Source organism: Anabaena sp. FACHB-1237 (assembly GCF_014696225.1).
Classification (GTDB): domain Bacteria; phylum Cyanobacteriota; class Cyanobacteriia; order Cyanobacteriales; family Nostocaceae; genus FACHB-1237.
The window spans coordinates 55,198-74,230 of record NZ_JACJPV010000002.1 but is presented as its reverse complement, the minus strand read 5'-3'; the positions used below and the strand labels follow the sequence as shown (position 1 = coordinate 74,230).

Here is a 19,033-nt window from a genome sequence, read left to right as displayed (position 1 = left end):
ATATCAGTTAGTATAAAAATATTACTAAAAATATTACTAAAAATATTACTAAATTATCATCCTTTTAACTTAGCTTCAAATTTGATGTTACATATCTGACAATGTTATTCATCCAGTCTCATGAAGAAATGATATCGGCGCTGACGATCGCAAAAAAGGTTGTATACTATCACAAATAATGATTTAAAATTGCAAAAAAAAGAGGAATTTAACAATGTTGGAATTATTGGGTTCAGGTTTGCTTTCCCTTTGCTTGGAAATGGCTGGGGTAAATCTTAAACCACTGGCAACTTTAAATACTTTAGCTTGGCAGAATAATCCTAGTTTGGTGATTTTACCCGATCCTAATCCTACTGGTGCTTTAAAAACTCAGGAATATTTACAACATTTAGTCACTTCTAAATTAATTGACCAAAATTTTATCCCATATCAAGGCATTTGGTTACAGTCTGGTCCAATGTTAATGGCTAATCATCAGGGTAATGTACCTTTACCTGCTGCTTCTTTAACTAAGGTGGCTACGTCTTTAGCTGCTTTAAAAACTTGGGGTCCAAGTTATCAATTTGATACTTTGATCAGTACCAATGGTTCTATTTCTAATGGTGTAGTTTATGGTGATTTAATTATTACTGCTAATGGTGATCCGATGTTTGTTTCAGAAGAAGCGATCGCTGTTGGTAATACTTTAAATAAAATGGGTATTAAGGAAGTTAAGGGTAATTTGGTCATTACTGGACTGTTTGCCATGAATTTTCAACGTCATCCTTTATTAGCTGGACAATTATTTAAACAAATATTAAATCGTCAAACTTGGAATCGTTCTATTACTTTTCAATATTCTAGTTTACCTAAAGGAACTGGTAAGCCGCAAATAATTATTAATGGCAATATTAAGGTAGAATATCAACCCAAAACTGGACAAACTATTTTAGTGCGTCATCGTTCTTTACCTTTACAACAAATTATTAAGGAAATGAATGTTTATAGTAATAATGATATTGCCGAAATGTTAGCAGAATCTTTAGGAGGTACAGAAGTGGTTCGTTCTGTAGCAGCAAAAACCGCTAATGTTTCTCCATCGGAAATTCTCTTAATTAATGGTTCAGGTTTAGGTAAGGAAAATAAAATTTCTCCTCGTGCTGTTGCTGCTATGTTCATCGCTTTACAACGAGAAGCTAATTTTAATAATCTTACTTTGGCTGATCTATTTCCTACTTCTGGTTTTGATAATCGTGGTACAATTCATTCTCGGAAAATGCCCACAGCAACGGTTATGAAAACAGGTACTTTAAATGAAGTCAGTGCTTTAGCTGGAGTTGTTCCTACACGCGATCGCGGTTTGGTTTGGTTTACTATTATTAATCGTGGTTCTAATATTTCGGCTTTTAGGAATGAACAAGATAAGTTTTTACAAACTTTAGAAAAAACCCTACAAGTATCTCAAGATATTCCCGCTTCTTTAACTCCCCATGTAGGTAAAAATTATGTACCACAATTGGGTGCTGCTAATCGTAATGAGATTATTTATGGGGGGTAAAAGGAGATCGAGGAGTCAGAATAAAGAATTTTCTCCCTGTTACCGATCACCAATTACCGATCACTTAATATCATTAGGAATAATTTCTGTAATTACTCTATTTCCTGAATTGCCACCTTTAACTGTAATATCTTCTGTTTGCAAATTACCAATGGCTGTTTGACCTTGAAAATTTAACTCAGGGTCATTTTGCTGATAAAATACATTTCCCTGGGCTTCTACGAGTTTTTTATCTAAATACCACGTTAATTTATTGGACTTTAAGGACTGTTTACGTTCTCCAATTGCTTGCACATCTCCTGTGATATCAACAATTTTATCAGCAATTTTCATTGTTCCTTGATTACCTGTAACTGTCACTTTTTCCACATTATGTACAACTTTAATTGCGGCATTACTTTGGACAGTTTGCTGGGGAATATTCCATGTTAATGAATTACTATTAACCTGCATGGAAGGATCTATTAAATTTAATTGTGCTTGGGGTTTAAGAGTAACAATTTGGGTTTTTAAGTTTATTTCTGCACCATTACCTTGACCATTGCCATTAAGTTTATTATTTTGATAACTTTCTATTTTAATTAAGCGATCGCCAATTAATTTATCTTGTTTTACTTGCCAAATTAAATGTTCAGTTTGTACTTTTAATTGTGGTTCTTTAGATGATGTAGCAATTACTCCTCCTAATAATTCTACCTTTTCTTCACGAGTTTTTGCCCTAGCTTCTTTGGCCACCGCTTGTAAATTTTTACGATTTCCTCTTAATTGATTTCTGATAATTAATAAATCCTCCTCTGGTCGCCATTCTAATTCATTACCCATTAACACTATCCCATTACGAGAATCAGTAGCGATAATTTCTCCTTTAAGAAACAGTTGCTTGCCATCTTGCAAAATATCCGCCTGATCTGCTTTAATGTAATAAACTATCTTCCCGTCCTGATAAAGTTGTCCCTGGGGATTTTTAGCTTCTCCTATTTTTTTATCTGTGGTATATTTTGCCTCCTTTGCTTGTACTTTCCAAAGTGGTTTACCCACTTGATCAAATTGTTCTAAAGCCACACCAAAAAAAGTGACTTTAGTATCTGTGTTTTCACTAGGTGTAACTTGAGGATTTGATTTAGTAGAAGATGGATTTCCGCAAGAAAATAACCCCATAATTAAGAACAATATTAAAGGCAGGTAACACCAAATTCTTAGCGAGGTTAAATGTACATTATCAACTAAAAAATGTTGACTTTTTAAGTTTTTCTTGAAGTTTTTCCTGCCTAATAAATATTGTATAATTTTTTGCATTATTCTATTTCTAAATGGGAATCACTATCTCTAGGATCATCTAAAAAACCCATGCTAGATAGGGGACGATAGGGATAACCAGGCCGAGGAGTTTTTTGAATATCTTCCTTGATAGCTTCTAAATCAATATAGCGATCGCTCACATTAATTAAACTATCGCTAGTCATAGATCGCAAACTGACTACCTCTACTCTCACACCTCGATAACTCACGGAATTAACAGCATAAGCTAAATCCCCATCACCACTGACTAAAACTGCGGTATCATAGGAATCTACTAAAGCCATCATATCCACAGCTATTTCCACATCTAGGTTAGCTTTTTTTGAACCATCTGGTAATTGTACCAAATCCTTAGCAATCACACGATAACCATTACGTCGCATCCACAATAAAAATCCCTGTTGTTTTTCATTGGTTCTATCTACCCCAGTATAGAAAAACGCCCGTAATAGTCTTGAACCTCCTGTTAAACGACATAACAATTTAGTGTAATCTATTTCAATTCCTAATTGTAATGCCGCATAAAACAGGTTTGAACCATCAATAAAAATTGCCACTCGACCCCGATTTTCCAACACTTGTTCTGGGGTAAAGATTGAGTCATTTTCTAAATTATTTAACATCGTTGTCATACCTTGTGTTGTTATCCTTCTTGTGATAGTAGTTTCTAACTTTTAGTTATTTGTTAGAATTGGATAAGTTAATTATTGACGGGTAAAATAGGAGAAAAAAGGTAATGGGAAACAAAATCAAAAATTTATTTTGTTCATCTATTAGCTTTCAGTAATCAGCTTTCAGCTATTAGTTAATAGCCAATATTAAGAATTACAATTATTTACAAATGTTATTTACATAAGTTGTTTGGAAAAATCAAAATCCTTGCTATTGACATTGATTAACTAATCAGTAAACTGACTGCTGATAGCTATTTTGTTATCTCTATCCTCTTAAAAATAGGTTTGGGAGATCCTAATTGCTGTTGATCGGATAATATTCCCCATTGACTATGGATATTAAAAGATGCTATAATGGAGCTTACCTTTTGATCATTAAAATCAATTTCCCAACCTAATTGTTGATAGATATCACTACTAATTTTGGGAATTATGGGAGACAAAAGATAAGCTGCTAATCGCACAGACTCTAAAACCGTATATAATACCGCTTCTACTTCCTGTTGCTTTCCTTGTTTATATAATGTCCAAGGTGCTTGTTCATCAATAAATTTATTACTAGCTTGTACTAGAGATAAAGTTTGTTGACAAACTTCATTAAAAGCTAAGTCTGTATAACATCGGGCAACTTTTTCTCCTAAATTTAAACCTATTGTTTTTAAAGGGTTATCTCCAGAAATTACTGAAGCAGTTAAAGAGGGAACTTTACCAGCACAGTATTTTTTCACCATGTTTAAAGTCCGATTTAATAAATTCCCTAAGTCATTTGCTAAATCTGCATTTAAAACATTAATGAACCTACTTTCATTAAAATCTCCATCTTTCCCAAACTCAATTTCCTTAAGGAAGTAATAACGAACTGCATCACTCCCATAACTTTGTACTAAACTTATAGGATCAAGTGTATTACCCAAGGTTTTACCCATTTTTTGCCCATTTTTGGTTAAAAAACCATGGCCAAATACCTTTTCTGGTAATGGTAGCCCTGCGGACATTAACATTGCTGGCCAATATACGGCATGAAAGCGTAAAATATCTTTACCAATTAGATGTAAATTAATCGGCCACCATTTTGGTAACGCATTAGCTAAATTTGCTTCTGCATCAGCTTCTAGTAATGCTGTAACATAGCCTAATAAAGCATCAAACCACACATATAATGTATGTTGAGAGTCCACAGGTACAGGAAAACCCCAATCCAGATTTACCCGGGAGATGGAAAAGTCTTGTAGGCCTTGATGGACAAAATTTAAAACTTCGTTACGACGGCTGACTGGTTGGATAAAATCAGGATGGGATTGATAAAATTCTTCTAATTGACTTTGATATTTAGATAAAGCAAAAAAGTAATTTTGCTCATCTCGCCATTCCACTTGTTTGCTAGTGTGTATAGGACAATATTTATCCGGCAATAAATCTCGTTCTTCTTTAAACTCTTCACAACTGACACAGTACCAACCCTGTTGTTGTCCTTGGTAAATGTCTCCTTTTTCCCACACTCGCTGAAAAAATTCTTTGACTATTTCATGATGACGTGGTGCTGTAGTGCGACTAAAGCGATCATATTGAATATCCAGTAATTTCCACAAGTCGAGAAAACTGGGGACTATTCCATCACAAAATTCTTGAGGATGTTTACCTAAACTTGCTGCGGATCTTTCAATTTTTTGACCATGTTCATCGGTTCCTGTAATTAGTAGTACCTCTTTTCCTAATAAGCGTTGAAATCGAGCGATCGCATCTGCTGCTATAGTTGTGTAAGCACTACCAATATGGGGAACGTCGTTAACATAGTACAGTGGTGTTGTGAGTACAAAAGTGTTTTGTGTTTTAGATACTAGATTCATAGATTATAAAAAAGGAATTATTAATCAGTTTTTTCAGTTTATTTTTTTGGTGAAAACCATGCAATTATATAGCACGGCTGTGTTTCTTTTCAAATCACGGCTTAATTCTAGCAAATTTCTTACCTCCTGGTTTCTCTTGTAATAACTAGAAATAGTAGACGATTTTTGTCAAATGTGAAGAATTAATAAATTAGCAGTCAGCAGTCAGCAATGAGAAGGTTTAAAAATGAGTATGATCAGATATTTACCTTAGCTGTAACTCAAGCTGACCAATAATTACTAATTACTAAATGGCAAAAGTCACTAAAAAGTAACTAAAAAGTAACTATGATTACTTTCTGTTAAATCAAGCTATTGCTAGGCTAATGACCTTTTTACCTGAAGATATTTCACTTGATAGTAAAGAAATGTAAAATTTATATCAAGATAAACTAAGATATTTTCAGATTTGTCAAGTAATATTAATTTATGATTTGAGATTCAACTTGATAGAACTGGAGATACCTGACTTTTAAGATCAATTCCTTACTAGATCAAAAAAATAAGTTAATCATCTTATTTGTCACGTTCTCAGAGAGGATTTTACGCTTTCTTATGCTTATATATGATGAATACAAATTAAAGTAAATTCTGTAATTTTGGTTTCAAAGTGTAAGTTTTTTATCTGGAAAAGATCATAATATCTTTTAATTAACCCTTACAAAAAGCTAATAAATAAGAGTTAGTTGTAGGGTGCGTCAGATATGAACAATTTGGTTATTTACATGATTTATACTGTCTGACGCACCCTACCAAGGCCTCAATGGGAATGATAGCGCAGCATAGTGTAAGCTATATTCTGTGTATCTCATAGCAAAAGTATTAGCCGTGAAATTTATTTCATGGCGGGTGGGGAACCTAAACAAATAAGTCGTGTTTAGAAATTGACACACTTGATCAGTACTAAACGCGTACAGGGAGTCAGAATAAACAATTTTCTCGCCAATCCCTGTTCCCTGGATCTACACAGCTTCTGATCTCGACATGATTCTGATCGCAGTTTCCACTTCTTTCCGATTTATTTCTAACCAATGAATCATATAATCTGGTAATTCTTCCTTACTTCTAGTTTCCACATCAATACAAGCGTGTCTAGTGATAGCTTTAGCCACTAAAATATCATTAATTTTCAATTCATAACTAATTTCAAACTTACCTACTCCTATTTTTTGTGGTGCTAAACTTACTATTAAATGATCACCACAATACATCGGACGGAAAAAATCTACACTACTATGAACAATAGGAAAAGCAATAGATGGGTTGGCAAAAAAAGACTTTAAATTAATATTAACCTCTGCTAAAGATGCTTCATAACTTTCATGACAAATTTTCAAAACGTTTGCAAAATAAACAACTCCTGCCGCATCTGTATCTTGAAAATGGATAGTGCGATGATAATTAAAAGACATGATCTTAATTTAATAAGTTATCTTTGTAATTCTAGATCATCTTGCCAATATTTTCATGCCATATAGAACAAGATACCCGACTTCTTTAAGAACTCTAGGATCTGATTTTTAGAACCCACACAAAAACAAGCTAGATGTTTTAAAATGAACAAACTACCATTAAACTAAAGATAGACGATTAAATTTATGAGTTTTGATTACGATCTGTTTGTAATTGGTGCGGGTTCTGGCGGTTTAGCAGCATCTAAACGCGCTGCTAGTTATGGCGCGAAAGTGGCGATCGCCGAAAATGACTTAGTAGGGGGTACTTGTGTAATTCGCGGTTGTGTACCCAAAAAACTGATGGTTTACGGTTCACATTTTCCTGCCCAATTTCAAGAAGCTGCCGGTTATGGTTGGACTGTGGGAGATGTAAAATTTGACTGGGAACATTTCATCACGTCCATAGATAAGGAAGTTAATAGACTGTCAAAACTACACATATCTTTCTTAGAAAAAGCGGGAGTGGAATTAATTTCTGGACGTGGTACGCTTTTAGACAATCATACTATAGAAGTTAATGGTAAACAATATACCAGCGATAAGATTTTAATAGCTGTGGGTGGTCGTCCTATTAAACCGGAAACACCGGGAATAGAACACGCTATTACTTCTGATGGTATGTTTCATCTGCAAAGTAAACCAAAACATATTGCTATTATTGGTTCTGGTTACATTGGTACAGAATTTGCTTGTATCATGAAAGGTTTAGGTTCTCAAGTGACACAAATTATCAGAAAAGACCACATCTTAAAAGGTTTTGATGAAGATATTTACACCACTGTTGAACAAGGAATGATTGAGCACGGTATTAATATTTGCAAAAATACTGTAGTAACTGCGGTGGAAAAATTGCCAGAGGGCTTGAAAATTAGTTTATCTGGTGATCCAGAACCCATTATAGCTGATACTTTATTGGTAGCTACGGGACGGATTCCTAATGTTGATAGTTTAGGTTTAGATAAAGCAGGAGTGGAAGTAACCAGTCCATTAAATGCTATCAAGGTAAATGAATACAGTCAAACTAGCCAAGCTAACATTTTTGCGGTGGGAGATGTGACTGATAGAATGAATTTAACACCTGTTGCTATTGGTGAAGGACGCGCATTTGCTGATAGTGAATTTGGTAATAACGTCCGTAAATTCAGTCATGAAGATATTGCTACTGCTGTATTTTCCCAACCAGAAGCAGCTACCGTAGGTCTTACAGAAGCGGCAGCACGGGAAAAATATGGTGATAGTATTAAAGTCTTCCGTACTAATTTCCGTCCTATGTATTATACCTTGGCGGGTAAGCAGGAAAAAACTATGATGAAATTAATCGTAGATACTAACACCGATAAGATTTTAGGTGCTCACATGGTGGGAGATAGTGCAGCAGAGATTATTCAAGGTGTGGCTATTGCGGTGAAAATGGGTGCAACTAAAGCGGATTTTGATGCGACTGTGGGTATTCATCCTTCTGCGGCGGAGGAGTTTGTGACAATGAGATAATTATTTATTGTTATGAATTAGTATTTGGTAGGGGTTTAGCAGCTACGCAACATACAGCAGTTTCCGTTATGATGAGGTACAGATGTTAATGATAAAACCCTTGTAAAACAGGCATATTGCTGTGTTCATAGTGTACCTCATGTAGATGGAATGTGCTGTAAGTTTCAACTTAACGTAAAAACCATAGCCCGACTGGGAATGAATTCCTTTGTCTAATAGCAAAAGTCATCGGAAGATGACTAAATAACCTCAAGATTGTTTCAATTGTTTAGTTTACTTTAGTAAACTTTGCCTATTAGCGTGGAAATTCATTTCTAGGCGGGACTGTCGACTAAACAGTAATTTATCTCAGCTTTTATCACAGGAATGAATAGGAATTAAGCTAATGTGCAGCACTCACTGTATAATTAAAAAACCTGAAGTTACAGTAGCACAAGCATCTTGCTTGTATTAATTATTCAAGTTAAAGGCACAACAGCTTACTACAGTACAAAAAACCTTGAATATACAGCAGATTACAGGTAAATGAGGTACAGATATTAATGATAATGATTCTTGTACTACCATTCCTACTCGCTATTGGTGTACACTATTTAGACGAAATTTGCTGTAATTATCGGGATAAATATGTAATAAATTACCTGTATCTTTTCTCAATTCCTCAAGATAACTTTTTAAAGATCCTATACTATTTTCTTCTGTAGTTAAAAAACTTGAAAAAGCAACTTTTAAAACTGCATCACAAATATTTACAGGAACAATATTAGTTTTCACATATTCAAATCCAAACGCCTCAATATTTTTTAAAATCAATTGTTCTAAACACCATACTTTACCCTCAAGAGGTTCAATAACACCAGTAAAACCAGAATTAATTAACGCTTTTAAACAGCGTTTATCACCTGTTAATAAATAACTATTATCACCCTGTTGATTAAGATAACAAACATGACTAATTAAAATTGCTTCTCCCTGATCAATAGTATTTTTTTTATCATTACTATTTTTGCTATAATTTACTAGTCTAGTATAAATCTCTATATCAATAGCATCACAATTACTTTCTGAAAGAGTTGCATAGTTTCGAGTAAATTTTAAAGCTTTTTCCACATTATATTTATCATAATCATTATTAGCTTTATTTCCTCTTTTCCGAGTAATTTTACTAGAAAATTTATATTGAAAACTATCTAGTATTTTTACTTGATTTACTTCAACATCAAAAGTTTTAAAAGTATCATCAAAAAGGTTACAAGTAGATAATTTAAGAATAATATCATTATCTAAACAGTAAAATGAACCCTGCAAAATTAAACTCCTAATTAAACTTCTAAGTTAAACCCCTAATACTTTCTCTAAATACTCATAGCTTTCATCATTAAACTTATCCCAGTCTAATCTATCAGCTAAATATTCATTAATAATCTGCCAACTATTGATATTACTATCTAATTGTAATTTATTTAAAGCAGCACTTACTAAAGGAAAATATTTTTTATTATGCCATCCATAGTTAAGAATTAATGCTTCAGCTTCAATTTCTGGATATTGAGGAATAATATTATTAATCACATAAGCACTAAAATTTTCAGCATCTTTAAATTTTCTATTTCCTAAACAATTATCACAATTACCTAATAATAATTGAGTAGCAAATTTATCAGCCTGACATTCATCATCATCATAGCAATCAGATTCAATTGTTTCATCAATTAACATACCTTCTTTTAAATGTCCTAATGCTAAATGACCTAATTCGTGTGCTAAGTCAAAAGCTAATCTAGCACAGTGTTTATGTTTTGAACTAAGAATAATTACAGGACGAGAAAATTGCCATTGAATTAACCCTGCAAACTTCTTGGTATTGTCAGGAAAATGATGAAAATGAGCAATAACAATTCCTTGACTCCAACAATATTCTAGTAAAGATATTAAATTAACTGTTGTATGACTTGTTAAAATTTCTCTTCTAATTTGATGAACATTGACAGGTAAAGGTGTAAAATAAACCTCTGTACCTAATGCAATTAGTTCAGCTACTCGACTAGCCAAAGCTTGAGCGATATAAGGATGATCTTTATTTTGGTTATTATGCTGTTTAAACTTAGTAGGAGGAGGAGAATTAAACCTAATTTCTTCTTCAGCAATCAACAACGATTTCAAGTCAAGATTAAGGTTATTGGCAATGTAACCAGCACCTTCTAATACAGCTAGGGGTTGATCATTAAGTTCATCATTCCACCAACTTGGTAAACCGTTTTTTCTTACATAGTCTTGGTTTAAACCTAAATGGGAGATTTTAGCATAGAGGGAAGACATGGTAAGAGTTGTTGTCATTGCCTTATCCTCCTGATTACATTACAAACAACAAAGCTTTTATTCAGGTAAACATATTTACTTAATCCAATTTTACCATAGAATCATTCTATATCCCCAACTTCTTACAAAAATTGAATCAAATGGTACAGGGTGCATTACAGCCCAAGCCATAACACACCCTCATCAGTAATAATCAGTTATAAGTGGTAATTAGAACATACCCATACCGCCCATACCACCCATACCCATACCACCCATACCCATACCGCCCATACCGCCCATACCGCCCATACCGGCATCAGGTGCGGGAGCTTTCTTTTCGGGCTTTTCGGCAATAATAGCTTCAGTGGTTAACACCATACCAGCAATAGAAGCAGCATTTTGTAAAGCTGAACGCACTACCTTCGCGGGATCAATAATACCTGCGGCAATAAGATCCTCAAACTTTCCTGTGGCTGCGTTATAACCAATATTACCTTGACTTTCTCCCACTTTAGACACAATTACAGAACCTTCTGCACCTGCGTTATCTGCTATTTGGCGTAAAGGTGCTTCTAATGCTTTTTGGACAATATCTGCACCGATCCGTTCTTCTCCCTTGAGGGTGTTTTTAATCTCTTCTACCTTAGCCGCTAGTTTGATTAAAGTTGTTGCACCACCAGGAACTATACCTTCTTCCACAGCAGCTTTAGTAGCATTTAGCGCGTCCTCAATTCTTAATTTACGCTCCTTGAGTTCAGTTTCTGTCGCAGCACCAACTTTAATTACTGCCACACCACCTGCTAACTTAGCAATACGTTCTTGTAGTTTTTCTTTATCGTAGTCTGAATCAGTGGCTTGTAATTGCTTGCGAATTTGGGCAATACGTTGTTGAACTTCGGGTTTGCCAGAACTACCAGCTACAATTGTGGTATTTTCTTTGTCAATGGTGATTTTTTGGGCTGTTCCCAACATTTCTAAGGTAGCAGTGTCTAGGTTTAAACCAATTTCTTCATCAATTAGTTGTCCATCTGTCAAAATAGCAATGTCTTCTAACATTGCTTTACGACGTTCACCAAAACCAGGAGCTTTGATAGCTGCTACGGCTAATACTCCACGCGCTTTGTTAACTACTAAAGTTGCTAAAGCATCACCTTCGAGATCTTCGGCAATTATCAATAAAGGCTGACCTAAACGAGCAACTTTTTCTAAGACGGGTACTAACTCTTGAATGGCACTAATTTTTTTGTTAACGATGAGGATGCGAGCATTTTCAAATTCTACTGTCATCCGATCATTATTGGTGATGAAGTAAGGAGAAATGTAACCACGATCAATTTGCATCCCTTCCACTACTTCTAATTCAGTTGTGAGAGATTTTGATTCATCTACGGTAATAACACCATCTTTGGTAACTTTTTCCATAGCTTCGGCCAACATATTGCCAACTTCTATGTCATTACCAGCAGATACTGTAGCAACTTGAGCGATCGCTGCACCTTCTACTGGTTTAGCTAATTTCGCAATTTCTGCTACCAAAAATTCTACGGTTTTGTCAATTCCCCGTTTCACAGCAATAGGGTTACTACCTGCTGCCACATTTTTTAATCCTTCCTTGACCAAAGCCTGTGCTAAAACTGTAGCAGTAGTAGTACCATCACCAGCTACATCTTTGGTTTTGGATGCCACTTCCTGAATTAGTCTAGCCCCAGTATTTTCCAAAGGATCTTCTAATTCAATTTCTTTAGCCACCGTGATCCCATCATTAACAATTTGGGGAATACCAAACTTTTTCTCTAACAGAACATTACGTCCTTTAGGTCCTAAAGTAATCTTTACTGCGTCCGCTAAAGCGTTAATGCCTTTCTCTAAGGAACGGCGTGAATCTTCATCAAAGGCAATTATTTTGCTCATATTTGCTCTCTCTCTGATTTACATTACATAATTTAGCACTCACTAGCCAAGAGTGCTAAGAGTATTTCCAATATAAGATTAGCAAATAGAATGTCAAATTTATTAAGATTACACTTGAGACTTATGTTTTTTCAATTCAAACAATTCAAAATTCATCATGGTGGTGGGAGATGAACTTAGAAAACTCCCTTAAGTCCCTTGGTATCGCTGATCCTGGCGGTACGGGCTGGTTAGCGGTAGTATTTACATTTTTTCTAGCGTGGGTTGTCACTTGGCGCTTAATTCCCACCATTCGCAAATTCGCGTTAAAAGTGGGATGGGCTGATCAACCTAACGCTCGGAGACTGAACAAAGAACCTTTACCTAATGCTGGAGGTTTAGCCATTTATGCCGGAGTTATTGCCGCTATGGTTTTTGCTTGTCTCCTGCGTCCTATTGAAATTCAAAGTGTTTTAGCTCAAGTCTTAGCTATTTTACTTGGCGGTTCAATATTGGTTTTAGTAGGTTTTATTGATGATCAATTTGGTCTACCTCCTTCTGTAAGATTATGTAGTCAGGTAACAACTGCTTTATTGTTAGTAGGCAGTGGTATTAGTATTAAATTTGTCTTTGGCACACCTATAGATTCTTTTTTATCTATGGCCATAACGGTATTATGGGTAGTAGGTATTACCAATGCTATTAATTTGATGGATGGCATGGATGGGTTAGCAGGTGGGATCAGTTTCATTACTGCTATTAGTTTATTGGGAGTATCTGCCCAATTTGATAACCGTGCTGCTGCTACCTTAGTATTAGCTGCTTTAGGAGGGGCTGCATTAGGGTTTTTGCGCCATAATTTTCACCCTTCACGTATTATTATGGGTGATGCTGGTGCATACTTTTTAGGATACGTTTTAGCAGCTACTAGTATTTTAGGTAAATTACAACAAAATACTGTTTACTCGCTTATACCTACCGTTTTATTTCTGCTTTTACCAGTATTAGATACCACTCAAGTATTTATTCGTCGTTTGCTGGCAGGTAAAAACCCATTGAGTACACCAGGAAAAGACCATTTGCATCATCGTTTATTGGCTTGGGGTTTTTCTCAACGTCGTGCGGCTTTTACATTATGGTTTATTACTTTGATTTGTAATCTTTTAGCAATGAAAGTTCAAGGTATGACATTTTCTGTGATGTTGGGATCTGCCAGTAGTATTATTTTACTGTTGGGCTTTACGGTATGGCATAAACATAGGACTCATAAAGCGGAAGTCAGCAGTTAAGATATCCAGGAGTCAGGATATCCAGGAGTCAGAACAAAGAGCAAAGAATAAAGCATTTGCACTCTGTACCCAACTCCCAACTCCCGACTCCCTACATCACCATCCCCCCATCTACATTAAAAACTTGTCCGGTAATATAAGATGCTGCTGGATCGGCTGCTAGAAAGCGCACCATGCCCGCTATTTCTTCTGGCCGACCAAAACGCCCCAAGGGAATAAATTGTAATATGCCCTCGGCTTTTATATCGCTGGTCATGTCTGTAGTAATAAAACCTGGTGCAACAGCATTCACTGTTATTCCCCGTGATGATAGTTCCTTGGCTACGGTTTTGGTAAAACCTATTACCCCTGCTTTGGCTGCACTGTAGTTTGCTTGTCCTGGGTTGCCCATCTGTCCTGCTACAGAGGCTATATTGATGATTCTCCCAGATTTTTGTTTCAACATGATTTTACTGACGGCTTTTGTACATAAAAATACACCTGTTAAGTTTAGGTCTATTACTGCTTGCCATTCTTCTAATTTCATTCTCAACAATAATGTGTCACGAGTGATACCAGCATTATTAACTAATATATCAATCCGTTTAAACTTATCCATTGTTCCACTAATCAATGTATCTACTTGATCCGGTTGAGAAACATCTGCTTGAATAGCGATCGCTTCTCCACCATTTTCTGTAATATTAGCTACTACTTGATCTGCGGATGTACTGGAACTGGCATAGTTAACCACTACTTTTGCCCCTTGTTCAGCAAGTTGTAGGGCGATCGCTCTACCAATACCTCTGGATGCTCCGGTGACAATTGCTACTTGATCTTTTAATAAACTCATGGAATTTTTCTCACTCTAAAACTGGTGTAGATGTAGATCCCCGACTTCTTGAAGAAGTCGGGTTATCTCTCAAATATAAAATAATATAAAGTTACACGAGTTTTAAATTTTAAGAACTACCATAACAATAAACCGTAAAAAACAGGGGTTTAACCTATGACAGTCAAAAAACAATTTAACAGCTTTGAAGAAATGCTATCTGGTGCCGATGTACCAGTATTAGTAGATTTTTATGCAGAATGGTGTGGTCCTTGTCAAATGATGACTCCCATTTTAGAACAGGTGAATTTACAATTGAAAGACCGTTTACGCATTGTTAAAATTGACACAGAAAAATACTCTCAATTAGCTAGTCAGTATGAAATTACAGCTTTACCAACTTTAGTATTATTTAAAAAAGGTGAACCTGTAGATAAAATTGAAGGTGTGATGCAAGCACCACAATTAATTCAACATCTCCAAAAATTTTTGTAAATATAGGACCTACGCAAGTGTCACAGCAAAAATCTGTTATGGGGAGCGTCAGATATTAAGAATCTGTTTATTGACATGATTTATGCTATCTGAAGTACCTGACTAATGTGTCAGTTGCGTAAGTCCTGAAATATTAGAAAATAGGAAATATGGAATAGACAATTATAAATTACAAATTGCAAGCGACAACTGACAAATTACAGGAGTATGTGTTAAGATGAAAGGCAAGAAAGTTTTATTAACAGGTGGAACTGGTGGATTAGGTTTAGGAGTAACACCTGTGGTTGTTGCACAAGGTGCAGATGTAACTATTCCTTACCGTCAACCTCAAGATGTGGAAAAGTTAAAAGGAATTATTGTACCTGCTGATTTTGCTAGAATACATTTTGTTCCTGCTAATTTAGAAGATGAAAAATCAGTGGAAGAATTAATTAGCAGTATGGGAAAAGTAGATATACTAATTCATTTAGTCGGTGGTTTTGATATGGGAAAAACTCATGAATATAGTTTTGAAAGTTGGCAAAAACAATTTAACTTAAACTTAAATACTACTTTTTTAACTTGTAAATATAGTCTGAGAAAAATGTTAGAAGATGGCTATGGTAGAATTATCACTATTGGATCTCGTGCTGGTCTTGAACCCTCAGGAAATTTAGCCGCTTATTCCGCAGCTAAAGCTGGTGTTATTGCTTTAACAAAAGCGATCGCTAATGAAACTAAAGGCAGAAATATCACTGCTAATACTATTATTCCTAGCATCATTGATACTCCCACTAACCGACAAGGAATGGGATCAGAAAACGCTGATAAATGGGTAAAACCTGAGTCTATCGGCCAAGTTATTTGTTTTTTAGTTTCTGACGCTGGTAAGGATATTAGTGGTGCGGTAGTTCCGGTCTATGGCAATGCTTAAAATGTTTAAATAGTATTACAAAAATAAATTGAGATCCCCGACTTCTTTAAGAAGTTAGGGATCTGAGTAATGCAAGACTTAAGCAACTGGTACATTGGTAGGGTGTGGTTCCACAAGCTCACCAACCACGTCAGACAGTATAAATTATAAATCATGTAAATAACCAAATTGTTGATATCTGATGCACCTTACAACAGATTTTTTAGTGTGACATTTGCGTAAGTCCTATAATACAGCAGTTTCCGTTATTATGAGGTACAGATGTTAATGATAAAACCCTTGTAACACAGGCATCTTGCTATGTTCATAGTGTACCTAATGTAGATGGAATGTCCTGTAGTTGTTAGTATTAATTTAGCATTAAGATGATCAAATATGACAATTTAAAAGAAAAATTAAGGTAAACTTAAGAAATATTCAATCAGTAATAAACACAAAAATCAAAAAAATTCTACAATTAGCAATTGTCTGAATATGGAAAAAAACACCGAAATACAATTAAATTCTGATCAAGAAATTACCAAATTAATTGATCAAGTCATGGCATCATCTCTTAATGATGAACAATATCAAAAAAAAATGCAGCGTCGCAAAGAAATACAAGATAAACGCATCGCTGCTGCTATACCAGAAAAAGGTTTAATTATTGTGAATACTGGTAACGGCAAAGGTAAAACCACTGCTGCATTAGGAATGGTATTAAGATCATTAGGACATGGTTATAAAGTTGCTATTATACAATTTATTAAAGGTGCATGGGAACCTTCAGAAAAACTGGCTTTTAGTCATTGGCAAGATCAAATAGAATTTCACGCTATGGGAGAAGGTTTTACTTGGGAAACTCAAGACAGAGATCGAGATTTAGATAAAGCCGCGATCGCTTGGGCAAAATCTTTAGAATATATTCAAAATCCAGATTTTAAACTTGTGCTACTAGATGAAATTAATATTGCTTTAAAATTGGGTTATTTACAAATAGAAGACGTATTATCAGGTTTAGAGAAAAAAACACTAGATCAACATATTATTTTAACAGGAAGAGGCGCACCACCAGCATTAATTGAAAAAGCAGATTTAGTTACAGAAATGACTTTAGTTAAGCATCCTTTTCGGGATCAAGGAGTAAAAGCACAAGCAGGAATTGAATATTAATGTAGGGTGCGTGAGCTTGATTAAATCAAGCAAATAGACTAATCTTCACTATCTGACGCACCCTACCAATATGATTAGTTATATAATGTTAAACTAGCCAAAATCAGGCTAAGATGCAAAATAGACTAAAAATCTTTCTTAATGATTATGCCTTCAGCAATTACTTCTGAACCTCACGCAATGGAAAATACTAAACAAGGATTACCAGTAACGATTATTACAGGTTTTCTTGGCAGTGGTAAAACTACTTTACTTAATCATATTCTCACCAATCAACAAGGTGTGAAAACTGCTGTTTTAGTTAATGAGTTTGGGGAAATTGGTATTGATAATGAATTGGTTGTGTCCACTGAAGATAATATGGTGGAACTTAGCAATGGTTGTATTTGTTGCACCATTAATAATGATTTAGTTGATGCAGTTTATCAAGTTTTAGATAGGGAAGAAAAACTAGATTACTTAGTAGTAGAAACTACAGGTTTAGCAGATCCTTTACCTGTAGCTATGACATTTTTAGGATCGGAATTGAGAGATCTAACTCGATTGGATTCAATTATTACTGTGGTTGATGCTGCCAATTATAGCCTAGATTTATTCAATTCCCAAGCTGCTTTAAGTCAAATTACTTATGGTGATGTGATTCTTCTCAATAAAACTGATTTAGTGACTGAACCAACTTTACAGGAATTAGAAAAAAAGATTAATACTGTTAAAGAAGGTGCCAGAATTATTAGAACTAAAAATTCTCAAGTTCCCCTGGCTTTAATTCTTAGTGTGGGTTTGTTTGAATCTGATAAGTATTTTGATACTGAATCAGAAGAACATCATGATCATGATCATGATCATGATCATTCTCATTGTGAACATGATCACCATGAGCACGATCATTCTACCTGTGGACATGATCACCATGAACATCATCATCATCATCATTCGGATCATTTAGAAAATGATGGTTTTATGTCTATTTCTTTTCAAAGTGATAAGCCTTTATCCATTCGGAAATTTCAATATTTCTTAGATAACCAACTCCCTACAAATGTGTTTCGTGCTAAGGGTATTATGTGGTTTGAGGAAAGTCCTAAACGTCATATTTTCCACCTTTGTGGCAAAAGATTTACTATTGATGATGATGAATGGAAAGGCCAGAAAAAAAATCAATTGGTATTAATTGGACAAAATTTGGATGAGGAAATTTTACTTCAACAAATAGAAAGCTGTCTTTGTATTCATTCTCCCGCTAAAGGTAAAGGCTTCGGTAAATAGACCAGTTATTAACCAACAGTAAATATAGTTTTTCTGTTGGTTTTCACAGTTTTTTGGTACTAAAGCACAACTCCTTATTAAGTAACTAATAATATGCGGGTAATTGTACAAAGAGTCAGGTCTTCTCAGGTGATTGTTGATGGCGAAATTGTTGGTAAAATTAATCAAGGTTTAAATTTACTCGTTGCTATTGCCGATTATGATACAGACAAAGAAGTTAATTGGATGGTTAAAAAATGTTTGGAATTACGATTATTTCCTGATGTGGAAACTGGTAAACTTTGGCAAAAATCTATTCAAGAAGTTAGGGGCGAATTATTAGTAATTAGTCAGTTTACTCTTTATGGAGATTGTCGTAAAGGCCGTCGTCCATCTTTTGATAGATCCGCATCCCCTACATTAGCTATAGATTTATATCATTCTTTTGTAAATAAGTTACGAGATAGTGGTTTAAAGGTGGAAACGGGTGAGTTTGGGGCAATGATGACCGTGGAAATTGTCAATGATGGTCCTGTAACTTTAATTTTAGAACAAGATGCTGTTATCTAAAGGAGTAATTTTTGCTGATTTTTGTT

The 19,033-nt window shown here is 34.9% G+C and carries 16 protein-coding genes; 8 read left to right on the top strand and 8 right to left on the bottom strand.

From position 1 onward, the window contains the following. Positions 1-214 precede the first annotated feature (214 nt). Positions 215-1,537, top strand: a complete 1,323-nt coding sequence (locus tag H6F32_RS01250) for a D-alanyl-D-alanine carboxypeptidase (protein WP_190367520.1) — start codon at positions 215-217, stop codon at positions 1,535-1,537. A gap of 60 nt (positions 1,538-1,597) precedes the next feature. Here the strand turns inward: H6F32_RS01250 and lptC are convergent, their stop codons facing one another. The 4 genes from lptC to H6F32_RS01230 form a co-directional block, all read right to left on the bottom strand. Continuing rightward, entirely contained in the window at positions 1,598-2,833 is a 1,236-nt protein-coding gene (gene lptC, locus H6F32_RS01245; RefSeq protein WP_190367519.1) for an LPS export ABC transporter periplasmic protein LptC, read from the bottom strand. Next, a complete protein-coding gene (locus H6F32_RS01240) occupies positions 2,833-3,459 on the bottom strand; it encodes an NYN domain-containing protein (protein WP_190367638.1) in 627 nt (208 codons plus the stop codon). The genes lptC and H6F32_RS01240 overlap by 1 nt, the downstream gene beginning before the upstream one ends. Positions 3,460-3,761: 302 nt before the next feature. Further along, a complete protein-coding gene (gene metG / locus H6F32_RS01235; protein WP_190367518.1) occupies positions 3,762-5,357 on the bottom strand; it encodes a methionine--tRNA ligase in 1,596 nt (531 codons plus the stop codon). A gap of 1,001 nt (positions 5,358-6,358) precedes the next feature. Then, positions 6,359-6,808, bottom strand: a complete 450-nt coding sequence (locus H6F32_RS01230) for a thioesterase family protein (RefSeq protein ID WP_190367517.1) — start codon at positions 6,806-6,808, stop codon at positions 6,359-6,361. A gap of 186 nt (positions 6,809-6,994) precedes the next feature. Here H6F32_RS01230 and gor point away from each other — a divergent pair, with 186 nt between their 5' ends. Continuing rightward, positions 6,995-8,341, top strand: a complete 1,347-nt coding sequence (gor, locus tag H6F32_RS01225; RefSeq protein WP_190367516.1) for a glutathione-disulfide reductase — start codon at positions 6,995-6,997, stop codon at positions 8,339-8,341. 576 nt (positions 8,342-8,917) lie between these two features. On the opposite strand, the gene H6F32_RS01220 is transcribed toward gor, so the two are convergent. From H6F32_RS01220 to groL, 3 genes are all read right to left on the bottom strand, one after another. Further along, complete coding sequence (locus H6F32_RS01220) at positions 8,918-9,649, bottom strand: hypothetical protein (RefSeq protein ID WP_190367515.1); 732 nt, start codon at positions 9,647-9,649, stop codon at positions 8,918-8,920. Positions 9,650-9,676: 27 nt separating this feature from the next. Further along, positions 9,677-10,678 (bottom strand): ImmA/IrrE family metallo-endopeptidase, encoded by a 1,002-nt coding sequence (locus tag H6F32_RS01215; RefSeq protein ID WP_190367514.1) that lies wholly within the window; start codon positions 10,676-10,678, stop codon positions 9,677-9,679. Between the two features lie 192 nt (positions 10,679-10,870). Beyond that, positions 10,871-12,553 (bottom strand): chaperonin GroEL, encoded by a 1,683-nt coding sequence (groL, locus tag H6F32_RS01210; RefSeq protein ID WP_190367513.1) that lies wholly within the window; start codon positions 12,551-12,553, stop codon positions 10,871-10,873. Between the two features lie 170 nt (positions 12,554-12,723). Between groL and H6F32_RS01205 the strand changes: the two genes are divergently transcribed. Continuing rightward, positions 12,724-13,821, top strand: coding sequence for an MraY family glycosyltransferase (locus H6F32_RS01205; RefSeq protein ID WP_190367512.1), 1,098 nt, complete (start codon positions 12,724-12,726; stop codon positions 13,819-13,821). A gap of 91 nt (positions 13,822-13,912) precedes the next feature. On the opposite strand, the gene fabG (H6F32_RS01200) is transcribed toward H6F32_RS01205, so the two are convergent. Continuing rightward, positions 13,913-14,653, bottom strand: coding sequence for a 3-oxoacyl-[acyl-carrier-protein] reductase (fabG, locus tag H6F32_RS01200; protein ID WP_190367511.1), 741 nt, complete (start codon positions 14,651-14,653; stop codon positions 13,913-13,915). A gap of 156 nt (positions 14,654-14,809) precedes the next feature. On the opposite strand from fabG (H6F32_RS01200), the gene trxA reads away from it, so the two are divergent. From trxA to dtd, 5 genes are all read left to right on the top strand, one after another. Next, complete coding sequence (gene trxA, locus H6F32_RS01195; protein ID WP_190367510.1) at positions 14,810-15,127, top strand: thioredoxin; 318 nt, start codon at positions 14,810-14,812, stop codon at positions 15,125-15,127. A gap of 217 nt (positions 15,128-15,344) precedes the next feature. Then, positions 15,345-16,040, top strand: coding sequence for a 3-oxoacyl-ACP reductase FabG (gene fabG / locus H6F32_RS01190; protein ID WP_190367509.1), 696 nt, complete (start codon positions 15,345-15,347; stop codon positions 16,038-16,040). Between the two features lie 474 nt (positions 16,041-16,514). Then, complete coding sequence (cobO, locus tag H6F32_RS01185; protein ID WP_190367508.1) at positions 16,515-17,192, top strand: cob(I)yrinic acid a,c-diamide adenosyltransferase; 678 nt, start codon at positions 16,515-16,517, stop codon at positions 17,190-17,192. 147 nt (positions 17,193-17,339) lie between these two features. Continuing rightward, entirely contained in the window at positions 17,340-18,458 is a 1,119-nt protein-coding gene (locus tag H6F32_RS01180) for a GTP-binding protein (protein WP_242031012.1), read from the top strand. Between the two features lie 93 nt (positions 18,459-18,551). Further along, positions 18,552-19,007, top strand: coding sequence for a D-aminoacyl-tRNA deacylase (gene dtd, locus H6F32_RS01175; protein ID WP_190367506.1), 456 nt, complete (start codon positions 18,552-18,554; stop codon positions 19,005-19,007). Positions 19,008-19,033: the final 26 nt, after the last annotated feature.

Bases quoted from the DNA above. Each gene is read 5' to 3' on its own strand.
- H6F32_RS01250 (WP_190367520.1), top strand. From the start codon at position 215: ATGTTGGAATTATTGGGTTCAGGTTTGCTTTCCCTTTGCTTGGAAATG.
- lptC (WP_190367519.1), bottom strand. From the start codon at position 2,833: ATGCAAAAAATTATACAATATTTATTAGGCAGGAAAAACTTCAAGAAA.
- H6F32_RS01240 (WP_190367638.1), bottom strand. From the start codon at position 3,459: ATGTTAAATAATTTAGAAAATGACTCAATCTTTACCCCAGAACAAGTG.
- metG (WP_190367518.1), bottom strand. From the start codon at position 5,357: ATGAATCTAGTATCTAAAACACAAAACACTTTTGTACTCACAACACCA.
- H6F32_RS01230 (WP_190367517.1), bottom strand. From the start codon at position 6,808: ATGTCTTTTAATTATCATCGCACTATCCATTTTCAAGATACAGATGCG.
- gor (WP_190367516.1), top strand. From the start codon at position 6,995: ATGAGTTTTGATTACGATCTGTTTGTAATTGGTGCGGGTTCTGGCGGT.
- H6F32_RS01215 (WP_190367514.1), bottom strand. From the start codon at position 10,678: ATGACAACAACTCTTACCATGTCTTCCCTCTATGCTAAAATCTCCCAT.
- groL (WP_190367513.1), bottom strand. From the start codon at position 12,553: ATGAGCAAAATAATTGCCTTTGATGAAGATTCACGCCGTTCCTTAGAG.
- H6F32_RS01205 (WP_190367512.1), top strand. From the start codon at position 12,724: ATGAACTTAGAAAACTCCCTTAAGTCCCTTGGTATCGCTGATCCTGGC.
- fabG (WP_190367511.1), bottom strand. From the start codon at position 14,653: ATGAGTTTATTAAAAGATCAAGTAGCAATTGTCACCGGAGCATCCAGA.
- trxA (WP_190367510.1), top strand. From the start codon at position 14,810: ATGACAGTCAAAAAACAATTTAACAGCTTTGAAGAAATGCTATCTGGT.
- fabG (WP_190367509.1), top strand. From the start codon at position 15,345: ATGAAAGGCAAGAAAGTTTTATTAACAGGTGGAACTGGTGGATTAGGT.
- cobO (WP_190367508.1), top strand. From the start codon at position 16,515: ATGGAAAAAAACACCGAAATACAATTAAATTCTGATCAAGAAATTACC.
- H6F32_RS01180 (WP_242031012.1), top strand. From the start codon at position 17,340: ATGCCTTCAGCAATTACTTCTGAACCTCACGCAATGGAAAATACTAAA.
- dtd (WP_190367506.1), top strand. From the start codon at position 18,552: ATGCGGGTAATTGTACAAAGAGTCAGGTCTTCTCAGGTGATTGTTGAT.